22 protein-coding genes are annotated in these 22,312 nt (G+C 70.3%); 13 read left to right on the top strand and 9 right to left on the bottom strand.

What is annotated here, in order from left to right; translation table 11 throughout:
- Nucleotides 1-23: 23 nt before the first annotated feature.
- The gene (locus ACFWN2_RS37035) at nucleotides 24-1,625 is read left to right on the top strand and encodes an alpha/beta hydrolase (RefSeq protein ID WP_382435219.1); all 1,602 of its coding nucleotides are present in this window, start codon (nucleotides 24-26) and stop codon (nucleotides 1,623-1,625) included.
- Here the strand turns inward: ACFWN2_RS37035 and ACFWN2_RS37030 are convergent.
- On the bottom strand, nucleotides 1,610-1,942 hold the full coding sequence (locus ACFWN2_RS37030) for a hypothetical protein (protein ID WP_382435218.1): 333 nt from the start codon (nucleotides 1,940-1,942) through the stop codon (nucleotides 1,610-1,612). The genes ACFWN2_RS37035 and ACFWN2_RS37030 overlap by 16 nt on opposite strands.
- Nucleotides 1,939-2,658 carry a TSUP family transporter gene (locus ACFWN2_RS37025; protein ID WP_382435217.1) on the bottom strand — a complete coding sequence of 240 codons (720 nt, stop codon included), beginning with the start codon at nucleotides 2,656-2,658 and terminating at the stop codon, nucleotides 1,939-1,941. The genes ACFWN2_RS37030 and ACFWN2_RS37025 overlap by 4 nt, the downstream gene beginning before the upstream one ends.
- Nucleotides 2,659-2,721: 63 nt before the next feature.
- Here ACFWN2_RS37025 and ACFWN2_RS37020 point away from each other — a divergent pair, with 63 nt between their 5' ends.
- Complete coding sequence (locus ACFWN2_RS37020; RefSeq protein ID WP_382435216.1) at nucleotides 2,722-4,488, top strand: LamG-like jellyroll fold domain-containing protein; 1,767 nt, start codon at nucleotides 2,722-2,724, stop codon at nucleotides 4,486-4,488.
- Here ACFWN2_RS37020 and ACFWN2_RS37015 read toward each other — a convergent pair.
- Together ACFWN2_RS37015 and ACFWN2_RS37010 are read right to left on the bottom strand one after the other, a co-directional pair.
- Nucleotides 4,448-5,368, bottom strand: coding sequence for a sigma-70 family RNA polymerase sigma factor (locus ACFWN2_RS37015; protein ID WP_382435215.1), 921 nt, complete (start codon nucleotides 5,366-5,368; stop codon nucleotides 4,448-4,450). The genes ACFWN2_RS37020 and ACFWN2_RS37015 overlap by 41 nt on opposite strands.
- Nucleotides 5,365-6,327 (bottom strand): helix-turn-helix transcriptional regulator, encoded by a 963-nt coding sequence (locus tag ACFWN2_RS37010; protein WP_382435214.1) that lies wholly within the window; start codon nucleotides 6,325-6,327, stop codon nucleotides 5,365-5,367. The genes ACFWN2_RS37015 and ACFWN2_RS37010 overlap by 4 nt, the downstream gene beginning before the upstream one ends.
- 181 nt (nucleotides 6,328-6,508) lie before the next feature.
- Between ACFWN2_RS37010 and ACFWN2_RS37005 the strand changes: the two genes are divergently transcribed.
- On the top strand, nucleotides 6,509-6,700 hold the full coding sequence (locus ACFWN2_RS37005) for a S1 RNA-binding domain-containing protein (RefSeq protein WP_089912976.1): 192 nt from the start codon (nucleotides 6,509-6,511) through the stop codon (nucleotides 6,698-6,700).
- A 38-nt stretch (nucleotides 6,701-6,738) separates the two neighbouring features.
- Here ACFWN2_RS37005 and ACFWN2_RS37000 read toward each other — a convergent pair whose 3' ends face one another.
- Nucleotides 6,739-7,596 (bottom strand): hypothetical protein, encoded by an 858-nt coding sequence (locus tag ACFWN2_RS37000; protein ID WP_382435213.1) that lies wholly within the window; start codon nucleotides 7,594-7,596, stop codon nucleotides 6,739-6,741.
- On the bottom strand, nucleotides 7,593-8,054 hold the full coding sequence (locus ACFWN2_RS36995; protein ID WP_382435212.1) for a hypothetical protein: 462 nt from the start codon (nucleotides 8,052-8,054) through the stop codon (nucleotides 7,593-7,595). The genes ACFWN2_RS37000 and ACFWN2_RS36995 overlap by 4 nt, the downstream gene beginning before the upstream one ends.
- Before the next feature lie 135 nt (nucleotides 8,055-8,189).
- Between ACFWN2_RS36995 and ACFWN2_RS36990 the strand changes: the two genes are divergently transcribed.
- Nucleotides 8,190-8,924 carry a class I SAM-dependent methyltransferase gene (locus ACFWN2_RS36990; RefSeq protein WP_382435211.1) on the top strand — a complete coding sequence of 245 codons (735 nt, stop codon included), beginning with the start codon at nucleotides 8,190-8,192 and terminating at the stop codon, nucleotides 8,922-8,924.
- Between the two features lie 4 nt (nucleotides 8,925-8,928).
- On the opposite strand, the gene ACFWN2_RS36985 is transcribed toward ACFWN2_RS36990, so the two are convergent.
- Complete coding sequence (locus ACFWN2_RS36985; RefSeq protein ID WP_382435210.1) at nucleotides 8,929-9,405, bottom strand: hypothetical protein; 477 nt, start codon at nucleotides 9,403-9,405, stop codon at nucleotides 8,929-8,931.
- Nucleotides 9,405-10,838 (bottom strand): helix-turn-helix domain-containing protein, encoded by a 1,434-nt coding sequence (locus tag ACFWN2_RS36980; RefSeq protein WP_382435209.1) that lies wholly within the window; start codon nucleotides 10,836-10,838, stop codon nucleotides 9,405-9,407. The genes ACFWN2_RS36985 and ACFWN2_RS36980 overlap by 1 nt, the downstream gene beginning before the upstream one ends.
- A gap of 381 nt (nucleotides 10,839-11,219) precedes the next feature.
- Between ACFWN2_RS36980 and ACFWN2_RS36975 the strand changes: the two genes are divergently transcribed.
- From ACFWN2_RS36975 to whiA, 7 genes are all read left to right on the top strand, one after another.
- The gene (locus tag ACFWN2_RS36975; RefSeq protein ID WP_382435208.1) at nucleotides 11,220-11,714 is read left to right on the top strand and encodes a hypothetical protein; all 495 of its coding nucleotides are present in this window, start codon (nucleotides 11,220-11,222) and stop codon (nucleotides 11,712-11,714) included.
- Nucleotides 11,715-11,717: 3 nt separating this feature from the next.
- Nucleotides 11,718-12,122 carry a Rieske (2Fe-2S) protein gene (locus tag ACFWN2_RS36970; protein WP_382435207.1) on the top strand — a complete coding sequence of 135 codons (405 nt, stop codon included), beginning with the start codon at nucleotides 11,718-11,720 and terminating at the stop codon, nucleotides 12,120-12,122.
- Between the two features lie 106 nt (nucleotides 12,123-12,228).
- The gene (locus tag ACFWN2_RS36965; RefSeq protein ID WP_382435206.1) at nucleotides 12,229-12,696 is read left to right on the top strand and encodes a Rieske (2Fe-2S) protein; all 468 of its coding nucleotides are present in this window, start codon (nucleotides 12,229-12,231) and stop codon (nucleotides 12,694-12,696) included.
- Between the two features lie 42 nt (nucleotides 12,697-12,738).
- Complete coding sequence (gene uvrC / locus ACFWN2_RS36960) at nucleotides 12,739-14,640, top strand: excinuclease ABC subunit UvrC (protein WP_382435205.1); 1,902 nt, start codon at nucleotides 12,739-12,741, stop codon at nucleotides 14,638-14,640.
- 1,052 nt (nucleotides 14,641-15,692) lie between these two features.
- The gene (gene rapZ, locus ACFWN2_RS36955; protein WP_170176399.1) at nucleotides 15,693-16,550 is read left to right on the top strand and encodes an RNase adapter RapZ; all 858 of its coding nucleotides are present in this window, start codon (nucleotides 15,693-15,695) and stop codon (nucleotides 16,548-16,550) included.
- Nucleotides 16,551-16,555: 5 nt separating this feature from the next.
- Entirely contained in the window at nucleotides 16,556-17,524 is a 969-nt protein-coding gene (gene yvcK, locus ACFWN2_RS36950; RefSeq protein WP_382435281.1) for a uridine diphosphate-N-acetylglucosamine-binding protein YvcK, read from the top strand.
- Entirely contained in the window at nucleotides 17,515-18,501 is a 987-nt protein-coding gene (gene whiA / locus ACFWN2_RS36945) for a DNA-binding protein WhiA (RefSeq protein ID WP_030478101.1), read from the top strand. Before yvcK ends, whiA begins: the two co-directional genes overlap by 10 nt.
- Before the next feature lie 40 nt (nucleotides 18,502-18,541).
- On the opposite strand, the gene ACFWN2_RS36940 is transcribed toward whiA, so the two are convergent.
- Nucleotides 18,542-20,890: an ATP-binding protein gene (locus tag ACFWN2_RS36940; protein ID WP_382435204.1), complete on the bottom strand. Its 2,349-nt coding sequence runs from the start codon at nucleotides 20,888-20,890 to the stop codon at nucleotides 18,542-18,544.
- 90 nt (nucleotides 20,891-20,980) lie between these two features.
- On the opposite strand from ACFWN2_RS36940, the gene ACFWN2_RS36935 reads away from it, so the two are divergent.
- Together ACFWN2_RS36935 and gap are read left to right on the top strand one after the other, a co-directional pair.
- A complete protein-coding gene (locus ACFWN2_RS36935) occupies nucleotides 20,981-21,187 on the top strand; it encodes a hypothetical protein (RefSeq protein WP_382435203.1) in 207 nt (68 codons plus the stop codon).
- Nucleotides 21,188-21,303: 116 nt separating this feature from the next.
- Nucleotides 21,304-22,308 carry a type I glyceraldehyde-3-phosphate dehydrogenase gene (gap, locus tag ACFWN2_RS36930; protein ID WP_382435202.1) on the top strand — a complete coding sequence of 335 codons (1,005 nt, stop codon included), beginning with the start codon at nucleotides 21,304-21,306 and terminating at the stop codon, nucleotides 22,306-22,308.
- Nucleotides 22,309-22,312: the final 4 nt, after the last annotated feature.

The raw sequence follows: 22,312 nt of genomic DNA, 5'->3' as shown, positions 1-22,312 counted from the left end.
ACGCTCGGTGATGAGGTGCATCCGTGACGTCATCTTCTTCTTTGCGTGTGGTGCTCGCGAGCGCGCTCGTGCTCGGCACCATCGTCTCCGGTGCGGGTTCGGCCTCGGCCGGGCCCGCACCCTCCGTCAGACCCGCTGCCTGGGGGCAGTGCGCGGACGACGTGCTCGCCACCCTTCCGTCGACCGTGACGCCCGAGGAGCGGGCGAAGCTCACGTGCGCGGTGCAGGAAGTGCCCGTCGACCACTCGCGCCCGCGCGGTGAGAAGACCGGCATCGCCATGATGAAGCGCCCCGCCAACGACCCGGCGCGCAAGATCGGCTCGATCTTCCTCAACCCCGGTGGTCCCGGCGGTTCCGGCCTGATCCGCGGCGCCATCGCGAAGAACTACTTCCAGCCCTCGGTGCTGGACCGGTTCGACGTCGTCGGCTTCGACCCGCGCGGCGTCGCCCGCAGCGCGCCGATGCGCTGCTTCCGCACGCAGGAGGAGGCCGCCGCCGTCAACGACGGCTGGTTCTCGCTGCCCATCACGCAGGCCGAGATCGCGAGCTCCATCAAGCAGTCCAAGGCCTACACGGACTACTGCAAGATCAACGCGGGTCCGCTGCTCAACCACATGTCGACCGAGGCCGTCGCGCGCGACCTCGACGTCATGCGCGAGGCCGTGGGCGACGCCCAGCTCAACTTCGTCGGCTTCTCGTACGGCACCCTGCTCGGCTCGACGTACGCGAACATCTTCCCGTCACGCACCCGTGCGATGGTGATCGACGGCAACGTCGACCCGCGGCTGCGGCTGACCGACGGCGCGCAGTACGACCGCGAGCGCGCCCGTGGCTTCGAGATCGCGTTGGACGCCATGCTGAAGCGCTGCGACTCCGCCGGTGTCGCCAAGTGCGCGTTCGCCGGCGACGCCCGCGCCAAGTTCGAGGCGCTCAAGGTCGCGCTGGCCAAGGGCCCGGCAACGCTGCCGAACGGCACGAAGGTCACGTTGTCCGACGTCGTGGGCCGGGTCGCGGGCGACCTGTACTCGATCGCCCGGATCGCGCCGCTGGCCGCGTGGCTGCAGAGCATTCACAACGCGCTGAACCCGTCTCTCGGGTTCAGCGTCCAGTCCACTGTGGAGCTCGTGGCGCCGCTGAACAACGGTGCCGGCCGCTACGACGTCGACCCGCTGCCCGACACCCCGTACACGGCGGACGACTCGTACTACGGCGTGAACTGCATCGACAAGCCGTTCTCCCGCACCACCCGCACGTGGGCCGCCACGGCGTCGAAGTGGGAGAAGGAGTCGCCGACGTTCGGCCGTTACCAGGCCGCGTCGGACCTGCTGACGTGTGCCACGTGGCCGACGCGGAACCCGGACCGCTGGATCGGGCCGTGGAACAAGAAGACGAAGAACCCGATCGTCGTCGTGGGCAACTACTACGACCCCGCCACGCAGTACCTCTTCGCGCAGCGCATGGCGAAGCAGCTCGGCAACGCGCGGCTGATCAGCGTGGACGCGTTCGGGCACTGCATCCTGGGCCGCTCGGCGGACACGGACGCGGCGGTCGCCCGGTACCTCGTGGACCTGGTGGCGCCGGCGGATGGGCAGGTGTTCCAGCCGAACGTTCAGCCGTTCGCCTGATCCCTCCGTCGGACGCGGTGGCGGTGCTCCAGCAGCGCCGCCACCGCGGCCAGCACCAGCACCACCGCCGTGACCAGCCAGAACGGCCGGTAGTCGTAGACCACCTCGACTCCGGGAAGCCGGGCGCTCATCTCCACCGCGCTCAGCGTCTCGTAGCTCTCCTGGCCGGTGTACCAGTCCGGCTGGCTGCCGCACCGCGCTCCAGGCTGCGAGCACACGTTCTCCAGGCCCTTCAGCTCCCGGACCGGCGCGTACACGCAGGCCATCAGCGCGGCGATCGTGCCGACGCCCAGCACGACCCACGACGGAATCCTCACGACAGCAGGCTCCTCACGATCAGCACCACCGCGCTCGCCCCCGCGACCACGAGCATCGGCGTCCGGATCCCCTTGGCGTCGAACCGCGTGCGCAACGGCCCCGACAGCAGGAACCCGGCCACCAGGAACGGGATCAGCGCGAGCCCGGTCCACAGCTGGTGCGCGTGCACCTGACCGGCCGTGACGAGCCCGAGGATGGACGCGCCGGAGCCCAGCACGAAGAACGCCGCGAGCGTCGCCCGCACCTGCGGCCCCGCCTGGTTCTGGTAGAGCAGCCCCACCATCGGCCCGCCCACCGCCGTCGCCGTGCCGAACGAGCCGCTCGCGAACCCGGCCGTGACCAGCGACCTCGGGCGAGGTTCCGGGCGCCACGCCGTGATCGACAGCAGCACGCACGCCAGCACCGAGCCGCCCACGACGAGTCCGAAGCCCTTCGGGTCGAGCGCGTCGACGATCCAGATGCCGAGGACCGTGCCGGGCAGGCGGCCGAGCATCGCCCAGCCGACACCGCGCCAGTCGACGTGCCGGAACTCCCTGGCCAGCGCCATCGACGCGTGTGCGGCGGCGGTCATCAGGATCGGCACCGGCAGCAGCGACGGGTCGAGCAGTGCGAGCAGCGGGACTGCGACCAAGGCCAGGCCGAAGCCGATCAGGCCCTGCAACAGCCCTCCGAACGCGACGACCACGCCGGCGACCGCCAGCAACCCCCAGGACATGGTTAGCGATGCTATCGACCTGTGTTCGCCTGGTGTTCGCCCAGCGCACCTACGCTCCGCGCCATGAGTGCGTCTCGCCGTTCCTTCCTGCTCGGCTCCGGTGCGACCGCCGCCGCTGCCGCGCTGGTCACGCCCGGTTCCGCGGCCGCTGACAACGCTGTCGGGTACGGCAGGCCCGACCCCGAGGCGCGCCGGTTCACGCTCGCCGTGATCCCGGACACGCAGTACATGTTCGACCTCGACCGCGGCGACTCCGCGCCGTTGAAGGCGACGCTGCAGTACCTGGTCGAGCACCGGAAGTCCGAGAACATCGTCTTCATCAGCCACCTCGGCGACCTCGTCGAGAACGCGCGCCAGAGCGAGATCGACGACATCAGCGAGCGGTTCGAGGTGCTCGACCGCCGCCGGATCGGGTACAGCGTGCTCGCGGGCAACCACGACGTGCCCGACTCGCGGCTCGACGACCAGCGCGGCCGCACGCCGTACCTCGACCGGTTCGGGCCGCCGCGGTTCCGCACCTCGCCGACGTACCGCGGTTCCAGCGCCGACGGCTACAACTCGTTCCACGTCTTCCGCGCGGCCGGTCGCGAGTGGCTGGTGCTCGCACTGGACTGGCGCATGTCCGCGAAGGGGTTCGAGTGGGCGCGCTCGGTGCTGAAGCAGCACCCGAAGCTGCCCGTCGTCCTCACCACGCACGAGCTGGCGTTCGACGGCGGTGACGGCGCCGCGGCGATGTCCGACTACGGCCGCAGGCTCTGGAACGAGCTGATCAAGGACGACGACCAGGTCTTCCTGACGCTGAACGGACACTTCTGGCCGCCGGCGCGCACGACGATGAAGAACTCCTTCGGCAACGACGTGCACGTGCACATCACGAACTACCAGGACCGCTACTACGGCGGCGGCGCGATGATTCGCCTCTACCACTTCGACCTGGACCGCCGGACGATCGACGTCCGCACGATCTCGCCGTGGCTGCTCGGCAAGAAGTCGCTCAACCCGTTGGAGCGCGGGGAGACCGAGCTGACCGGACCGGCCGACCGGTTCAGCGTGCCGATCGACTTCGAGCAGCGGTTCGCCCGGTTCGACCCGCCGGTCCTGCCTCCCGCACAGCCCGCGCGGGACGTGCTGGTGCGCGGGACCGTCGCGTACTGGCGGCTCGGTGAAGGGCTGAAAGACCTGTCGGGCAACGGGAACGACCTCCGGCAGACCGGCACGCTGACGGCCTCGGACGACCACCACCGGTTCGCGCCGTCGCACCGGTCGCTGCACTTCGGCAAGGACGGCCACCTGTCCACCGCGGAGTCCGCGCCGCTGAACCGCGAGACGTTCGAACGCGGGTACACGATCGAGGTCTTCCTCAAGCTGCCCAACGGGTTCGACCACCCGTGGTGCGGTCTGCTCACCAAGCTCGCGCCCGGCTCGGCGGCCGGCAGGACCGGTGACGACCCGAGCGAGCCGATCGCGACGCTGAACGTGGCTGGCGGCGGTCAGCTGCAGTGGGCGGTGTTCCCGCGCAATCAGGCGGGCATCTCCACGAACTGGGGCCACGAGATGACTTACGAGACGTGGTGGCACGTCGCCGTCGTCAACGACGGCACGCACACCACGCTGTACGTCGACGGATCTCCCTTGCTGCGCAACCCTTCCACGCCCGCGCGCGGCATCTCGACCGCCGGTGACCCGTGGCTGGTCGGCGCCTACGCGTACAACGGGGTCGTGGAGAAGTCGTTGCACGGCCGGCTCGGCGACCTGCGGATCGTGAACCGCGCCCTGGACCGTTCCGAGTTCATGCGGTCGAGGGCAGCCCGAACCGCGGGAACAGACTGAGGTCGAAGAACGACGTGACGCGCGTGATCCGGTCTCCGTCGACCTCCAGCACCTGGAGGTTGAACGGCCGGAACACGCCGTCCTCCGCGCGCAGGTAGAGGCCGAAGGCGGGCTGGCCGTTCGCCTCCGTCGCGACCATCCTGGCGCCGTGCGGGACCGCCGGGCACTGGTGGGCGAGGTGCCACGCGACCATGGCCGGGCCGCGGTAGAACTGCGGGAACGGCGGCATCTCCCAGACGACGTCCTCGGCGAACATGCCGATGATCGCCGGGATGTCCTTGGCCTCGAACGCCTTCACCCACCGGTCGAGCAGCGCCTTGGCGTCCGCCGGCTCGACCACCTCGTCCTCGGTGAGGTCCTTGAGCTGCGCGTGCGCCCGTTGCAGGGCGCTGTTGACGGCCGCGACCGTCATCTCCAGCTCGTCGGCGGTCTCGGCGGCGCTCAGCCTCAGGACGTCGCGCAGCACCAGCACCGCTCGTTGCCTCGGCGGCAGGTGTTGCAGGGCCGCGACGAACGCCAGCCGGGTGGACTCCCGTTCGGTGACGATCGCGGCCGGGTCGGTCGGGAACGGCTCCAGCCACGGGACCTCGTGGTCCTGCGTGAGCGGGTCGTCCTCGGTGGAGCCCTGGGTGCCGAGCCCGAACGGCAAGGGGCGCCTGGACTTCCCGTCGAGCGCGGTGAGGCAGGCGTTCGTCGCGATCCGGTACAGCCAGGTGCGCACCGACGAACGGCCCTCGAACCGGTCGTAGGACTTCCACGCGCGCAGGTACGTCTCCTGCACCAGGTCCTCGGCGTCGTGCAGCGAGCCGAGCATCCGGTAGCAGTGCGCGAGGAGCTCCCGTCTGAACGGGTCCGCGACGGTCTCGAAGTCCACTGTCATGCCTGAGCTCCGATCGACTTCCGCAGCCGGGTGATGAGCGTTCCCACGTGGTCCTTGAGCCGTTGCGGCTCGTGGATCTCGAAGTCGAGGTCCAGGTACAGCAAGTAGAACACGATCCGGTCGAGCGCCTCGGCGCCCGTGCGCATCAGGCAGGACGTGTCGTCGATCGGTTCCAGCGACACCGACATCGGCGACGTGCGTTCCGCGACCACCTGCAGCGGAGCGTGGATCCTGAGCACGGCCTGGTAGGTGTAGACGTTGGACGAGATCTGGCGGGAGACGAACTTCCCCAACGACTCCGCCGGTGGTTCGCGCGGCGTGAAGCGGGCGGCGAGAGCGGGCTGCGCGGTGACGCGGTCGACCCTGAACGTCCGCCAGTCCTCTTTGGACACGTCCCACGCGACCAGGTACCACCGGCGGCCGGTGTGCACGAGGCCCTGCGGTTCCGCGAGCCGCGTCGAGGGCTCGCCGCGCGTCGAGGCGTAGGTGAACCGCAGCTGCTGGTGGTCGCGGCAGGCGGCGGCGATGATCGTGAGCGTCTCCGGGTCGACGGTCGGGCCCGCGGTCATCAGGGGAGTGGTGTGCGTCTGAAGTGCCTGCACGCGGCGGCGAAGACGGGACGGCAGAACCTGTTCGAGCTTGGTGAGGGCGCGGACCGACGTCTCCTCGATGCCCGCGACGCTGCCGTTCGCCGCCGTCCTGAGCCCCACCGCGACGGCGACCGCCTCGTCGTCGTCGAGCAGCAGTGGGGGCAGTTCCGCGCCCGCGCCGAGCTGGTAGCCGCCGGCCGCGCCGGGCAGCGACGTGACGGGGTACCCGAGGCTGCGCAGCTTGTCGACGTCACGGCGAATCGTGCGGACGTCCACGCTCAGCCTGTCCGCGAGCTCCGGGCCCGTCCAGTCGCGCCGCACCTGCAACAGGGACAGCAGCTTCAGCAGCCGTGCGGACGTCTCCAGCATGGGACGGATTCTAGATTCCATTGCGGACAACGGCCTGCGGTGGTTAGGGTTGCGCTCATGACTGCCGGGTCGGCCTTGTGCCGTGAGCGGAACGGTTGCCAGGCCCTGACTTGATCAGGGCCCCTCCATCCCGCGCCTGTCCACCTCTGGGACACGCGCACGGGAGAGGAGGTGATGCGCAATGCTTCCCAACGTTGGTGATGTCTTCTCGGGAAAGGTCGTCTCGACCGTTCCCTTCGGTTCCTTCGTCGAGCACCCCGCCGGTGCACACGGGCTCCTGCACGGCCGCCAGGCCGAGGTCGGTGCCTCCGTGCAGGTGAAGGTGCTCGCGGTGGACGTCGAGCAGCAGCGCTTCAGCCTGGAGCTGGCGTGACGTGAGTGCTCGGGCAGAGGCGCCCTGCCCGGGCCATCTCACGACCTGCGATATTCCGCGCACTCGCCGGTCAGGCGGTTGTGCAGGGTCTTGCGGTGCCCGTCCTCGACGGGTGCCGGTCCCAGCGCGTCCGCGGGACTCGTGATGTCGTGCAGCAGCCGGTACAACACCACATCCGTTGCGGTGTAAAGCCAATCGTCCGCCCTGCCGGGTGGCGCGGCCGGCCCCATCGCGTTCTCGAACCACGCCGGGAACAGCAGATCGTTCGCGACCGCGTCCTCGATGCGGGCGCGGATCTGCTGACGCGTGCGCTTGATGGCCTCGTTGCCGGCCGACTTGGCAGCGGTGTCCCTGGCGTGCGTGTCGTCGTCCGGCGCTTCCGGGCGTTGGCGTGCGCTGATGGCGTGCCACTGCTTGTAGTGCTTGCGCCACAACGACTCCGCGTTGGCGGGGAGGTGCGTCAACGACTCGGCGGCCTCGATCGCCTCGTGCGCCTTCCGGTCGTACTCGGCGATGGCCTTGCGGGTGTCCTTGGCCTCCTGCGGCGTGAACGTCCTGCGCGCGTAGGCCTCCTGGCCCTGGAAGATCCTGGCGATCGCGTCGGTCTCGATCTCCGGCCAGCTCTCGAAGTCGGCCCTGCGGGTCTCGCCGGCCCGGACCTTCCTGTTGAGCGCCACCAGAAGGCGTTCCAGCCGGTGCACGCTCTCCGCCAGTTCGGTGACCCGGTCGTTGGTCCTGGTCAGCTTGCGGGTCGTGTCCTTGAGCTGGTTGGTCTGGCTGAGCTGCTCGTGCGCCGCGTCGGTCTGGGCGTGGTCGAGGCGGGTCTCCAGCGTCTTCAGGTCCTTCCTGAGGCGCTCGACCTTGCCTTCCAACGCCTTGACCGGGTCGATGTTCACTTGAGCGTCCTCCAGGCCCACCAGGCGATGCCCGCCGCGGTGATGAGTGTCGCCCAGCCGTTGAGCAACGGGGTCAGGAGGGTGGCCGTCAGCGCGGCGGTGATGGCGGCGGTCCTGGCCCTGGGTTCCCAGGTCCTGCGGCCCGCCGGGTCGACCAGGACCGAGGCGGCCGTGGCGACCGCGAGCAGCAGGGAGAGCAGGGACCAGGCGTCGAACCAGCCGACGGCGACGATCAGGGCCGCCGCCGTGGTGGCCGCCGCGATCGCGCGGTTCGGGGTGGTCAGCCTGGCCGCCTCCACGTCCCTGCGGGCCTGCATCACCGCCTCGACCTCGTCGTTCGTGGTGCTCAGGAGGGTGGGGAAGTCGGGGCTGCCGGGGCCGGCCGCTTGGAGGGCTCGCAGGGCTGTTCGCAGGGACTGCTGGCGGTCGGCCAGGCGGGCGAACGGATCGGCTGCCATGCCCCGAAATCGTGATCAAGGCGGCTGGGCGGGGCTAGGGCTGGGAGGGGAGTTGGTCCGGTTGCCGACGAACTTCCCTCACTCGGCCTAATACCGTCGTGGCACGCGGATCGATCACTCGGCAGTATGGGGATCATGCCTGCCGATCACGGAAGTTCCGCCGACGTGGCCCTGGAGAACGACTACGACCTCTTCGCCGAGGCGTACACGGCCGAGAACGAGACCAGCCTCATCAACGCCTACTACACCCGGCCCGCGATCGTGGACCTGGCCGGGGACGTGGCGGGCAGGCGGATCCTCGACGCCGGGTGCGGCGCCGGTCCCGTGTCCGAGGCGCTGCGCGACCGCGGCGCCGTCGTGGCAGGCTTCGACCGCAGCGCCAAGATGGTCGAGCTGGCCCGGCAGCGCCTCGGTGCCGACGCGGACCTGCGGGTCGCCGACATCACCGCCCCGCTGCCGTACGCCGACGGCGCGTTCGACGACGCCGTCGCGGCGCTGGTGCTGCACTACCTGGAGGACTGGACCGCACCGCTGTCCGAGCTGCGGAGGGTGCTGAAGCCCGGCGGGCGGCTGATCGTGGTCGTCAACCACCCCGTGCTGCTCAAGCTCATCCATCGCGAGACCGACTACTTCACGACCGCCAAGTGGACCGACGAGTACGACTTCAACGGTCAGAAGGCCGTGCTCACCTACTGGCACCGGCCGTTGCACGCGATGACGGACGCCTTCACCGCCGCCGGTTTCCGCACGGCCGTCATCAGCGAACCGCCTCCGGCGCCGGAAGCCCACGACCTCTTCCCCGAGGACATGGCGAGGTTCCCCTCCGGCGCGTTCCTGAGCTTCATCTTCTTCGTGCTGGAAGCCGCCTGACCCGTCATGACCTCCTGCGGGCCTCCGGAGGCCACACGACCTCGATCGGTACACCGGAGGCACGCGCCTGCTCGACCACGTCCGCCGTGCCGCCCTTGCCCTGGGCCGGCACGCCGTCCCACACCGCCACGAGCACCTCGACGGAGGCGAGCATGCGCTCGTTGGCCGCCACGTAGGCCAGGCGTCCGCTCGACATGTGCGGCAGGACGCTGACCACCGTGGCGGCGGCGCGCAGCTCGTCGTAGTCGGCCACCTGGTGCGGTTTCAGGCGATCGCGGTAGTCCAGGGCCGGCAGGACCACCTCAACCTCGCCGCCCAGCGCCAGGACGGCGCGGGCGAAGACCTGGTCCGCGCCCGGTGCCAGGCACGTCACGCCCACCAGCGAGCCGCCCAGCCGTTCCAGGGTCTCCGTGATCGCCGCCTGGACGGCGGGGACGCACTCGGGGACCAGGTTGCTGTGGCCGGTGATGCCCACCCGCATCACGCTGTCCGTATCGCTCTGATCGCGTCCCTGGTGTCCTGCACGGCGGGGATGTGGCGGTGTCGTGCCGCTTCCTTCGCGAAGTCCTCCAGCTTGCGGAGAACGCGCCCCGAGGAGAGCTTCGCCGCCGTCGGCAGCACCTCGTTGATCAAGCCGCACGCTGCCTCCGGGTCTCCCGCGACCATCTTGGTGCGCGCCAGTCCGATCACGTCGAAGGCGCGGTTGCGCACCTTGGACGGATCACGTAGTTCCAGGGCCCGCCGGATGTGCCGTTCGGCGAAGACGGCCTGGGTGGGGTCGTGCATCGCGAGGTCGCGGCAGCGGGCGCCGATGACGCCCTCCAGCTCGGCCTCGTCGAAGCTGTGCAGGTAGCGCGGCTCGTTGTCCGCGTCCCGCTGGGCGAAGCTGTCCTGCGCCATGCCCACCGCCTGGTGGAACTCGCGCGTCTTGCCCATGCTCGCGTAGGCCCAGGCCTCGCGGGTCAGCAGCAGGGCCTTCAACGTCGGCGTGCCGGTCCGGCGGGTGCCGTACTGGCCCAGTTGGACGAGCTCCAAGCCGTCCTCGGGGCGGCCCAGGTCGAACATCTGCCTGGCCATGGCGGCGAGGCAGAGGGCCGCGAAGCCGTCGTTGTGGCCGGCCTTGGCCATGCGGATGGCCAGCACGTAGTAGCGCTGGGCCGCGTTGTGCAGCCCGGCGTCGAACGACATGCTCGCCGCCACCTTCGACAGTTCGGCGCCGATGAAGAACGCGCGTTCCGTCGTCGGGCCGGACGGGGCCCTGCCCAGGCGTTCCGCCAGCTCGTCGAGCTGACCGAGGACGGCCTTGCGGGCCAGTCCGTAGCCACCGCGGCCGCCCCAGCCGCGCAGGCCGTCGGCCACGCGCTGCAACGCGAAGAGCTCCTCCTCGCTGATCGCCGAGTGCGACGACCACTTCGACAGGTTCTGCAGGGGGTGCAACCACCGCTGCAGCGGCTCGACCAGTGCGGACCCCACCGTCACCGCGGCGGCTCCTGTGAGCGCCGCTCGTCTGCTGATCGCCAAGTCGCTCCTCGCCGTCTCCTCGACCGAACGTGCGATGCTCGTCGCCTCCCAGGGGGCGGCGAGCACGTCTGGCGGGCCCGATTCGGGGGAGCCCACCTGAGCTGGGATGACGACTCGGTCGAACCACAGTCGTTCGCCAGGTACACCGAGCACTTGCGCGAAGTGGCGCAGCCGGTCGAGGCGGTCGATCTGGTTCTCGCCCGACTCGTAGCGGGAGAGCTGCGCCTGGCTGATGCCGAGCCACCCGGCCATGCGGTCCTGGGTGACCCGGCTCAAGTGCTGGGGGTGGTGCCGGTACGCCGAGATCAGCGCACCCATGTCGCGGTCCGTGCACGCGGCGGCGATCGCGGGGTGGTCCCAGAAGTCGTTCGGGACCTCAGGTGGTCCGTGCACGTCCGCACGAGCGTTGCGGCGGCACCGGTGACACAGCCGATCGGGGTTGTCGGCGGCGATGAACGCCCCGCAAGGGCAAGCGCGTCTGGATGTGGGTCTCGCTGCATCCATCGGCCTCGCCCCCGTCACTGAGCGTTTCCCCAGTGTACGGAGGTGTGATCGTCAGTCCATCCATCTCATGCATAAGACGTAATGGATTCGCGTGTCGCAGTCCTGGTGCCCCCGTGCGGCGGATGAGCTTCATACGCGTGATGCATGAGGTGCATGCATCACGCGAGTGGTGTTGGCGGGAACTGAGAAGCACCCTGCACAACGTCAGGCTGCGGGTCGATCCCCGTGGCCGTGGCCAGTGCCACCCACCAACGGGGAGGACAACCGCCGATGAGCCTCACGACCGCGGAGACCGGTACCGGGAGTGCCGGGATCCCACAGAACAGAGGACACGCACGCGCGATCGGCGAGGCCGTCGCCGGCTACCGGTTGCTCGGCTGGCAGGTGAGCGTCACCGAGCAGGGCGTGTTCCTACCCCTGGGCCCCGCCACGACCGCTCTGGCCATGCCGGCGCGGATCGGGTCGCGAGTCCTGGCCGATCTGAAGTCGCGCATGCTCGCCGGGCCGGTCACGGTCATCCCCGGCCCCCGCGAACACTGGATCTTCCTCGCGGAGCTGGTGGCGCTGCTGCCCACGCACCTGAAGGCGCCGCCGGAGGTCCAGTTCGTGCGCTCGCCGCACCGGATCGCGCTCCCGCCCACGATGACCAGGTACGGATCGCTGCGGTGGGCGAACCCGCCGTCGCACTCGCGGCACTGGTTCCCGCCGTTCACCGCCGTGCTCGCGCTGGCCCGGACGGCGGCCGCGGAGGACCAGCGCCGATAATCGGTGCTCGTGGATCGTCGAACGGTGTTGTTGTGTGGGCTCGCCGCCGCTTTGAGCGCCTGTGGCGAGCCCGCTCCTCGCAATACGGGCGGTGTCGGGACCGCCCGGCCGGGGGATCGGGTCGTCGCCGTCTCCTCGGTGCCGGAGAAGTCCGGACTGCTCGTGGACATGCCGGGAAACGCCCAGCTGTTGGTCGTGCAGCCTCGATCGGGTGAATTCCGTGCGTTCAATCCCTCGTGCCCGCACGTCGGTTCGTTGGTGAACCCACCTGCCGGTGGCGCGATCACGTGCCCGTTGCACGGGAGCACTTTCGACCCGTCCACAGGAGAAGTCCGCAAAGGACCTGCGACTTCCGGGTTGGCGGAGGTCGCGATTTCCCGTTCGGGCGATGATTTGGTGCTCGCGTGAGACCTGTGCATTTGCTGTGCATCGTGCTTCTCGCTGAACTTTGGCCGATCTGTTCGCGTAATGCTGTGGTGTGAGCCCGAACACCCACCACCACGGAGGATCGGTCGTGAACACCGAAAGCCTGGTCAGCAGGCGGGCGGCGCTGTGCGGAATCGCGGTTGCCCTCGCTGTTCCCAGCGGACTCGTGACGGCGTGCAGCAGTTCCACCCCGGCCGGTTCTGGAAACTCCACACCCACGCAGGGGGGATCGGAACCGACGGGTTCCGCGGGTTCCGCCGGAACCTCGCTGGTCGCACTGGCTGACGTGCCCGAAGGCGGAGGGGCCGTCGTCGACGCCCCCGGCGGCAAGAAGATCGTCGTCGCGCGCATCTCGGCGACCGAGGTGAAGGCCTATGACGCGACGTGCCCGCACCAGGGTTCGATGGTCGCGGAGCCTTCCGGCGGCACCATCACCTGCCCTTCGCACGGAAGCCAGTTCGGTGCTTCCGACGGCGCCGTGAAGAAGGGGCCGGCGACGACCGGTCTGAAGGCGGTCGGGGTGAAGGTCGACGGTGACCAGGTGGTCCTGACCTGACCCTTTCTGTTTTTGTCAGACCGCGTCGATAGTCTGGACGGCGTGGCAGATCCCTCGACGTATCGCCCTGCTGTGGGCACGATTCCTGAGGCTCCCGGCGTCTACAAGTTCCGCGACGCCGGTGGCCGGGTCGTGTACGTCGGCAAGGCGAAGAGCTTGCGCAGCAGGCTGAACTCGTACTTCGCGGATCTGGCCGGTCTGCACCCGCGCACGCGCCAGATGGTGACCACGGCGGCCTCCGTCGAGTGGACCGTGGTCGGCACCGAGGTCGAGGCGCTGCAGCTCGAGTACAACTGGATCAAGGAGTTCGACCCGCGCTTCAACGTCCGGTACCGCGACGACAAGTCGTATCCGGTGCTGGCCGTGACGCTGCACGAGGACTACCCGCGGCTGCATGTGTACCGGGGTCCGCGCAAGAAAGGCGTGCGGTACTTCGGGCCATTCGCCCACGCGTGGGCCATCCGCGAGACGCTGGACCTGCTGCTGCGGGTGTTCCCCGCGCGCACGTGCTCGGCGGGCGTCTTCAAGCGGCACAACCAGATCGGCCGCCCGTGCCTGCTCGGGTACATCGACAAGTGCTCGGCGCCGTGCGTCGGCAAGGTGTCGGCCGACGAGCACCGCGACATCGTGCTCGACTTCTGCGACTTCCTGGCGGGCAAGACGGACCACATGGTCCGCCGCCTCGAACGCGAGATGCTCCAGGCGTCCGAGGAACTGGAGTTCGAACGCGCGGCCCGTCTCCGCGACGACCTGGGCGCGTTGCGCCGCGCGATGGAGAAGCAGGCCGTCGTGCTCGGCGACGGCACGGACGCCGACGTGATGGCGTTCTCGCAGGACGAGCTCGAGGTCTCGGTCCAGGTGTTCCACGTGCGCGGCGGCCGGGTGCGCGGCCAGCGCGGCTGGGTGCTGGACAAGGTCGAGGCGGTCGACGACGGCGCGATCGTCGACCAGTTCATCATGCAGTTCTACGGCGACAACACGGAGAGCACCCCGCGCGAGGTGCTCGTGCCGGTGCTCCCGGACGACGCGCAGGCCCTGGAAGACCTGCTCTCCGAACAACGAGGCTCCCGCGTAGCCCTGCGCGTCCCACAACGCGGAGACAAGCGCGCGTTGATGGAAACGGTGGCGCGCAACGCCTCCGAAGCCTTCGCACAACACAAACTCCGCCGCGCCGGCGACCTCACCGCCCGCTCGGCGGCGTTGCAGGAGATCCAGGACGCGCTGGCCCTGGACACCGCCCCGCTGCGCATCGAGTGCATCGACATCAGCCACGTCCAGGGCACCGACGTGGTCGCCTCCCTGGTCGTCTTCGAGGACGGCCTGGCCCGCAAGTCCGAGTACCGCCGCTTCGCCATCAGGGAGGCGGCCACCGAGGGCGACGTGGCGTCGATCGCCGAGGTGGTCCGCCGCCGCTTCCAGGCGATGCTGCGCGAGACCGCCTCGGGCGGCCCCAACCCGGGCATAGACCCGGACACCGGCAAACCCCGCAAGTTCGCCTACCCGCCCAACCTCCTGGTGGTCGACGGCGCGGGCCCCCAAGCCGCAGCGGCCTCCGACGTCCTGGCAGAACTGGGCATCACCGACGTGGCCGTGGTGGGCCTGGCCAAACGCCTCGAAGAGGTCTGGGTCCCCGGCGAGGCCGACCCGCTGATCCTCCCGCGCACCAGCGACGCCCTCTACCTACTGCAACGAGTCCGCGACGAGGCGCACCGCTTCGCCATCGCCTACCACCGCCAGAAGCGCTCGAAGCGCATGACCACCTCGGAGCTCGACGAGGTCCCGGGGTTGGGGGAGACGCGCAAAGCCGCGCTGCTCAAGCACTTCGGCTCGGTGAAGAAGCTACGACAGGCCACAGTGGACGAGATCAGCGACGTGCCGGGCGTGGGCCGTCGCACCGCCGAGGCGGTGGTGGCGACGCTGGCCTCGCCAGGCGGGAAGGCCTGATGCGCACCGCCTTTGCCCGCCGGTCTGGCCCGCGGGCCGGCTGTGCCGCGCCTGCAGGTGTCGCCGTGCCGGCTGGCTTTGCTGCGGTGGTCGGTTCGGCCGAGCCAGTCGGCTTGGCCGCAGCATGTGAGAACCTCTCGCCGACCGCGGATCCGTTGCGGGCTGGGAGTTTTGCGGCAGGCAGCGACTGCTGTCTACGGCACTGCTGTCCTCGGCACTGGCCCGAGCACCCCCTTCCAGCCTGCTCCAGCAAGGGCTCTCCGCACCCGCTCCCGGAAATCTCCGGCAGCGGCGCGCCGCGTCTGCCCACCGCACCCGTTCCACGCGGTCCAACCCTGCCCGCCGCACCCGACTCCGCCCTCCGACGCCAGCCCGCCGCACCCGGCTCCGCCCACCTCCGGCACCAGTCCGCCGCACCCCTTCCACGCGGCGCAGGCTCCTGCCAGCCGCACTCCGCGCCACTCGGCCCAGCCTCTGCGCGGCGCCTCCCCGAAGACCCGGCCGCCCGCCGCACGACTCTCGCCCCACCCGGTCCGGCCTCTGCATGGCGTTTCCCCACCGAATCGGCCAGCCGCCGCACGACCTCAGCCGCCCGTCGCGCGACCTCCGTCCCACCCGTCCCAGCGTCCGCGCGGCACCTCCCCACCGATCCGGCCGGCCGCCGCACGGCCTACGCCGGTCCCACCCGTCGCGCGACCTCCGCCCCTCCCGCCCCAACCTCCGTGCGGCACCTCCCCACCAACCCGGCCACCCGCCGCACCACCCCCGCCGACCCCACCCGCCGCAAGCCCCACATCCGCCCCACCCTCCGCACCGGCCACGCTCGCCCAGCGCCCACCCCGCAGACCGGGCGAGGATCGTGATCGCGGCCACGACGCGCCCGTCTCAACTGCCCAACCTGCCGCACGCCGGAGCCGTTCCAGGGGAGACTCGGGCAGGGCTCGTCCAGCCGAGTGGCGTGGCCCAACACCGAGCTGTCCCAAACGAGAGCACCTCAGCCGTGCTCATGAACAGGTAACGGAGTCGTAGTCGTGAACGCGGAGAAGTCCGGCATCGAAGTCGCCGTGGTGACCGGGCTGTCCGGTGCGGGCCGCAGCACCGCGGCCAAGTGCCTGGAGGACCTCGGCTGGTTCGTCGTCGACAACCTGCCCCCGGAACTCATCGCCACCATGGTCGAGCTGGGCGCCCAGGCGCGCGGGGCGATCACCAGGGTCGCCGTCGTCATGGACGTGCGCAGCCGCGCGTTCACCGAGGACCTGGCCTCCATCATCAAGGACCTCGACGCGCGCGGGTACAAGCCGCGCGTGCTCTTCCTCGAAGCCACGGACGCCGTGCTGATCCGGCGGTTCGAGGCGGTGCGCCGCGGTCACCCGATGCAGGGGGACGGGCGGCTGCAGGACGGCATCGAGGCCGAGCGGATCCTGCTCACGCCGCTGAAGCAGGAAGCGGACCTCGTGGTCGACACGTCCGCGCTGAGCATCCACCAGTTGCGGGCCAAGATCGAGGACACGTTCGGCACCGAGGCCGCGACCAGGACCCGTGTCACCGTGCTGAGCTTCGGCTACAAGTACGGGCTGCCGATGGACGCCGACCTCGTCATGGACGTGCGGTTCCTGCCCAACCCGTTCTGGATCCCGGAGCTGCGCGAGCAGACGGGTCTGGATGGTGAGGTGCGCAACTACGTGCTGTCCCAGGAGGGCGCTGACGAGTTCCTTGATCGGTACCACGAACTCCTCAGGCTCATCGGGGCCGGGTACCGGCGTGAGGGCAAGCGCTACCTGACGCTCGCGATCGGCTGCACCGGTGGCAAGCACCGCAGTGTGGCCCTGAGCGAAGAGCTGGCCGGGAGGCTGGCGAGCGAGGACGGCACGGCCGTGAAGGTCGTGCACAGGGATCTGGGACGTGAGTGACGAAGTTGAAAGCTGTTGCTTTGGGTGGCGGGCACGGGCTGCACGCGACGCTGACCGCGCTGAGGAAGGTCACCGACGACGTGACGGCCGTGGTGACCGTCGCGGACGACGGGGGTTCCTCGGGACGTCTAAGGCGTGAGCTGCAGGACCTGCTGCCGCCCGGTGACCTGCGCAAGGCCATGGCGGCGCTGGCGGGCGAGGACGAGGCCAGCCAGCGCTGGACGTCGCTGTTCAAGCACCGGTTCGGCGGCACGGGGGCCCTCGCCGGGCACGCGGTCGGCAACCTGGTGATCGCCGGGCTGCTCGAGCAGCTCGGCGACCCGGTCGCGGTGCTCGACCTCACGAGCAGGTTGCTCGGCGTCCGGGGCAGGGTGCTGCCGATGTCGAACGACCCGCTCGACATCGAGGCCGACGTCACGGGCCTCGACGAGGACGTGACGGACGTGCGGCGCATCCGGGGCCAGGTCGCCATCGCGACCACCCCCGGGCTCGTGCAGCGCATCCGGCTGACTGCCCCGAACGGGCGACCTGCCGGCTGCCCGGAAGCAGTACAGGCTGTACTTGAGGCTGATCTCGTGCTACTCGGCCCCGGATCGTGGTTCACCAGCGTGTTGCCGCATCTGCTGGTGCCCGAACTGCACGACGCGCTCGTGCGCACGCGGGCCAAGAAGGTTCTGGTGCTGAATCTCGTCCCCCAACCGGGTGAAACTGCTGGTTTCTCTCCGGAGCGGCATTTGGACGTAGTCTGCGAACACGCACCCGAGCTGAAGGTGGACGCGGTGATCGCCGACGTCGACTCGGTCCCCACCCCGGACCGGCTGACGCGAGCCGCCTCGGCACTGGGCGCGCGTACGCATCTGGCGAAGATCGCCGCACCGGACGCCGCTGAAAGGCATGATCCGGAGGCGCTTGCCGGTTGCCTGAGGCAAGTGGTCGAGGAGACCGGAGTGGGAGGGACGAGCCCGTGGCGATGACGTCGGCGGTCAAGGACGAGCTGAGCAGGCTCGCGGTATCCAAGACCTGTTGCCGCCGCGCGGAGGTGTCCTCGCTGCTCAGGTTCGCGGGCGGGCTGCACATCGTGTCCGGCCGGGTCGTCGTCGAGGCCGAGCTCGACCTGGGTTCCGCGGCCCGCAGGCTGCTCAAGGAGATCCAGGCGCTCTACGGCCACCACGCCGAGGTCTTCACCATCCAGTCGAACGGCCTGCGCAAGGGCACCCGCTACGTCGTCCGCGTCGTCAAGGACGGCGAGGGGCTGGCCCGCCAGACCGGTCTGCTCGACCCGCGCGGCCGCCCGGTGCGCGGCCTGCCCGCGCCGGTGGTGTCGGGTGGCGTGTGCGACGCGGAAGCCGCGTGGCGCGGTGCCTTCCTGGCGCACGGCTCGCTGACCGAACCGGGTCGCAGCTCGTCGCTGGAGATCACCTGCCCAGGCCCGGAGGCCGCGCTCGCCCTGGTCGGCGCGGCACGCAGGATGGGCATCTCGTCGAAGTCGCGCGAGGTCCGCGGGGCCGAGCGCGTGGTGATAAGGGACGGCGACGCCATCGGGGCGATGCTGACCAAGCTCGGCGCGCACGACAGCGTGATGGCGTGGGAAGAGCGCCGGATGCGGCGTGAGGTCCGCGCCACCGCGAACAGGCTGGCGAACTTCGACGACGCGAACCTGCGCCGCTCGGCCCGCGCGGCCGTCGCGGCGGCCGCACGGGTGGCGCGCGCGTTGGAGATCCTCGGGCCGGAGGCGCCTGACCACCTGGCCGCAGCCGGTCAGCTGCGGCTCGCGCACCGGCAGGCGTCGCTGGAGGAGCTCGGGCAGCTGTCCGACCCGCAGATGACCAAGGACGCGGTGGCAGGCCGTATAAGGCGTCTGCTGGCCATGGCGGACAAGCGGGCCAAGGACCTGGGGCTGCCGGACACGGAGTCGGCGGTCACGGCGGAGATGCTCGAAGCCGAGGTCTGAGGGGCCGCGCTGCCCGACAGCAGAGCCCCTCGCTGGCGGCCTAAGGCGTCTGCCGCCCCGCCCACACCGCGAGCTGCGCCCGTGAACGCAGCCCCAGCTTCGACCGGGCGTGCGTGACGTGCCGGGCGACGGTGTGCGGTGAGATGCCGAGCCGCTGCCCGATCTGCCGGTTCGTCAGCCCCTCCGCCACCAGCGTCGCCACGTGCAGCTCACGGGCGGAGATCACCCCGTCGGAGTCGGCGAGCGGTTGTGCGGTCAGCGCGTAGGAAATGGCCTGTGCCAACGACATCCGCTCGCCCGTCGACTCCGCGGCCCGCAGCCGGCCCGCGCTGAGGCGGTCGCGGCAGACGGCCCGCGCGTCGTCCAGCAGGGCCTGCCAGTACGGCTCGGGGCGGAAGTCGTAGCGGGTGCGGACGACGGCGGCCGACGTCAGGAGCGAGAGCGCGCGTTCGTCGTCCGAACCCACGCCGAGCAGGCCCAGTGCTAGGCCCTCCAGGTCGTAGTACTGGTCCATCGGGTGCTCTGAGCCGACCTCCAGGCTCTCCCGGAACAGCTCGACGGCGTCGGGGTGGTCCTTGCGCGCCAACGCGATCGCGCCCGCGCTGTGCAGCACCGGGTTCAGCATGTGCGGCAGGCCGATCAGGCGCGTCAGCGTCAGCGCCTCGCGGACCAGCGGGGCCGCGCGGTCGGCGAAGCCGTGCTGCAGCAACGTCCAGCCGTGGGAGTTCAGGACGATGGCGCGCGCCAGCTTGTCGTCGGAGTCGCGCAGCAACGCGGCGGCCTCGTCGAAGAGCTGCCAGGCCAGTGCCGGGTCGCCGGTGTGGGCCTCGGCGGAGGCGAGCACCTCCAGCGCGCGGGCCGTCGTGCCGGGGTGGCGGCCGTCGGCGCGTTCGATCGCCAGCGACTCCTCGGCGAACCGCCTGGTCGCGTGCCAGCCGCCCCGCGTGCGGTGGTGCATCGCCGCCAGCACGGCGAGGACGCTGCGGTACTCCTGCGGCATCGGCTGCGACAGCGCCTGGTGCAGCAACTCGGTGGGGGCGCCGCGAGGTGCGCGCGGGGTCGACGTCCAGGCCATGGCGACGATCGTGAGGGCGTGCCGCGACCAGTCAGCGGTCTCCGCCGTTCTCGCGGCGGCCAGCTCCAGCAGGCCCACGTTGCGGTCCAGGCGCAGCACGAGGGACGGCGACGGGAAGAACGACGAGATCTCCGGCTCCACGACCGAACACACCCACTCGACCAGACGGTCGGCCACAAGAGAGAGGTCGCCGTGCGCGATGGCGCGTTCGTGGCAGTAGAGGCGGATCGACTCGAGCTGCCGGAACGTCGTGTGCCCGCCGACGCGGTCGACGACCAGCAGCGACTTCTGTTCGAGGCTGCTCAGCAGCTCCAGGGCGTCCGGAACGCCGCAGACCGCGCTCGCCACCCCGAGGTCGAACGGCACGCCCAGCACGGCGAGCCTGCGTGACGCGGCCTGTTCGTCCTCGGTCAGCAGGTCGTAGCTCCAGCCGATCGCGGTCCGCAGCGTGCGGTGGCGGTCGTCGGCGGCGCGCGGCCCGGTCAGCAACGCGAGCCGGTCGCCCAGCCGGGCGAGGACGTCGGCGGGGGAGAGCACGGTGATGCGCCTCGCGGCCAGCTCGATGGCGAGCGGCATGCCGTCCAGCGCGCGGCACACGGCGACGACGTCGGCCACGTTCGCGGCGTCCACCTCGAACGAGCGGTCCACCGACGCGGCACGGTCGCGGAACAGCGCCACGGCGTCGTGCCGCAGCGCCTCGGTGAGATCGGCGTCCGCGGGCGGCAGCTCCAGCTCGCCGACCGCGAAGACCTGCTCACCGGCGAGGCGCAGCGGCTCGCGCGACGTCACCAGGACGCGCAGCCGCGGGCAGCGGGCCAGCAGGTCCGCCACCACGTCCGCGACGTCGAACAGCAGGTGCTCGCAGTTGTCGAGCACGAGCAACGGCCGCCGGTGCCGCTCGACCTCGGCGACGACCGCGTCGCGCGCGGGCCTGTTCGGCAACGGGTGCGCGCCGACCGCCGCGTGGATCGCCTGCACCGCGTCGGACGCGGGCGCGAGCGCGGCCCACCACACCTGATCAGCGCGTTTGCTCACGTGCTGGACCGCCAGCCTCGTCTTGCCCGCGCCCGCTGGACCCACCAACGAGACGAGACGGTCCGTCTCGTTGCGGGTCAGCGCGGCGAGCTCCTCGCGGCGGCCCACGAAGCTGTCGAGGGGAGTGGGCACCAACGAGACGAGACGGTCCGTCTCGTCGCGCGTGGAAGCGCGCTCACGATAGGCGCGCTGACGGCACGCGTTGGAGCAGTAGCGCCGGCCCGTGACCGCCTCGGCGAGGGGGTTTCCACACGTCACGCATGTGGCGGGGGCCGTCATGACCCCTGACCGTACCGGGCGCGTAACGGCCCGTAACAGCCGCTCTTTCGGGTATTGAAGGGGCCGCCGGGGCGCCGGGACCATCCAGGGATGACAGCGCAGACCAGATCGGAAGGCCCGCTCGTGCCGCCCCAGGACCGTCCCGTCGTCGACGAGTGGCTCGCGCGGATCCACGCCGTCGTCGGACGAGGCGCCCAGGAGACGAGTCCGGAGGCCTGCCGCACCGCCGCGGAGGCCGCGGAGGAGCTGAGCGCCTACCTCTGGATGCTCCGCGCGCTCCGCCGCCGAACGGCCTAATCAGGACCCCTTTTTCTGGCTCGATACAGAGATACTGACTATCCCTGTGACCAGGGACGCAGTTCGGCAGATAGGGTGGGCTCGTTCCTGCCAAAGCTGAACGCAAGGAGTCAGTCGTGACGGTTCGTGTAGGTGTCAACGGTTTCGGTCGGATCGGGCGCAACTTCTTCCGCGCCGTGAGGGCCGGCGGCCACGACATCGAGATCGTCGCGTTCAACGACCTCGGTGACGTCGCCACGATGGCGCACCTGCTGAAGTACGACAGCATCCTCGGTCGTCTGGACGCCGACGTGCAGGTCACCGACGAGGGCATCTCCGTCGACGGCAAGGTCATCAAGGCCCTCGCCGAGCGCGACCCGGGCAAGCTGCCCTGGAAGGACCTCGGCGTCGACGTCGTCGTCGAGTCGACCGGCTTCTTCACCGACGCCACCAAGGCCCGCGCGCACGTCGACGAGGGTGGCGCCAAGAAGGTCATCATCTCCGCGCCGGCCAAGAACGAGGACCTGACGGTCGTCATCGGCGCCAACGAGGAGAAGTTCGACGGTTCGCAGACGATCATCTCGAACGCGTCCTGCACCACGAACTGCCTCGCGCCGCTGGCCAAGGTCCTCAACGACAGCTTCGGCGTCGAGCAGGGCCTCATGACCACGATCCACGCGTACACGCAGGACCAGAACCTGCAGGACGCGCCGCACAGCGACCTCCGCCGTGCCCGCGCCGCCGCGCTGAACATCGTCCCGACCTCCACGGGTGCCGCGAAGGCCATCGGCCTCGTGCTGCCGGAGCTCAAGGGCAAGCTCGACGGCTACGCGCTGCGCGTGCCGATCCCCACCGGCTCGGCCACCGACCTGACCGTCACGCTCAAGCGCGAGGTCACCGTCGAAGAGGTCAACGCCGCGTACAAGGCCGCCGCCGAGGGCCCCCTGGCCGGCATCCTCAAGTACTCGACGGACCCGATCGTGTCGGCCGACATCGTCACCGACCCGCACTCGTGCATCTACGACGCGCCGCTGACCAAGGTCATCGGCAACCAGGTCAAGGTCGTCGGCTGGTACGACAACGAGTGGGGCTACTCCAACCGCCTCGCGGACCTGGTCAAGCTCGTCGCCTCCAAGATCTGAGCAG

The organism is Lentzea sp. NPDC058436, assembly GCF_042721515.1.
Classification (GTDB): Bacteria; Actinomycetota; Actinomycetes; order Mycobacteriales; family Pseudonocardiaceae; genus Lentzea.
The sequence above is the reverse complement of the archived record's forward strand: the minus strand, read 5'-3'. Positions and strand labels throughout refer to the sequence as shown.

What these genes read in the sequence shown, in the direction of transcription:
- ACFWN2_RS37025 (WP_382435217.1), bottom strand. Translation starts at nt 2,658, where the DNA reads ATGTCCTGGGGGTTGCTGGCGGTCGCCGGCGTGGTCGTCGCGTTCGGA.
- ACFWN2_RS37020 (WP_382435216.1), top strand. Translation starts at nt 2,722, where the DNA reads ATGAGTGCGTCTCGCCGTTCCTTCCTGCTCGGCTCCGGTGCGACCGCC.
- ACFWN2_RS37015 (WP_382435215.1), bottom strand. Translation starts at nt 5,368, where the DNA reads ATGACAGTGGACTTCGAGACCGTCGCGGACCCGTTCAGACGGGAGCTC.
- ACFWN2_RS37010 (WP_382435214.1), bottom strand. Translation starts at nt 6,327, where the DNA reads ATGCTGGAGACGTCCGCACGGCTGCTGAAGCTGCTGTCCCTGTTGCAG.
- ACFWN2_RS37005 (WP_089912976.1), top strand. Translation starts at nt 6,509, where the DNA reads ATGCTTCCCAACGTTGGTGATGTCTTCTCGGGAAAGGTCGTCTCGACC.
- ACFWN2_RS36995 (WP_382435212.1), bottom strand. Translation starts at nt 8,054, where the DNA reads ATGGCAGCCGATCCGTTCGCCCGCCTGGCCGACCGCCAGCAGTCCCTG.
- ACFWN2_RS36990 (WP_382435211.1), top strand. Translation starts at nt 8,190, where the DNA reads ATGCCTGCCGATCACGGAAGTTCCGCCGACGTGGCCCTGGAGAACGAC.
- ACFWN2_RS36985 (WP_382435210.1), bottom strand. Translation starts at nt 9,405, where the DNA reads ATGCGGGTGGGCATCACCGGCCACAGCAACCTGGTCCCCGAGTGCGTC.
- ACFWN2_RS36975 (WP_382435208.1), top strand. Translation starts at nt 11,220, where the DNA reads ATGAGCCTCACGACCGCGGAGACCGGTACCGGGAGTGCCGGGATCCCA.
- ACFWN2_RS36940 (WP_382435204.1), bottom strand. Translation starts at nt 20,890, where the DNA reads ATGACGGCCCCCGCCACATGCGTGACGTGTGGAAACCCCCTCGCCGAG.
- ACFWN2_RS36935 (WP_382435203.1), top strand. Translation starts at nt 20,981, where the DNA reads ATGACAGCGCAGACCAGATCGGAAGGCCCGCTCGTGCCGCCCCAGGAC.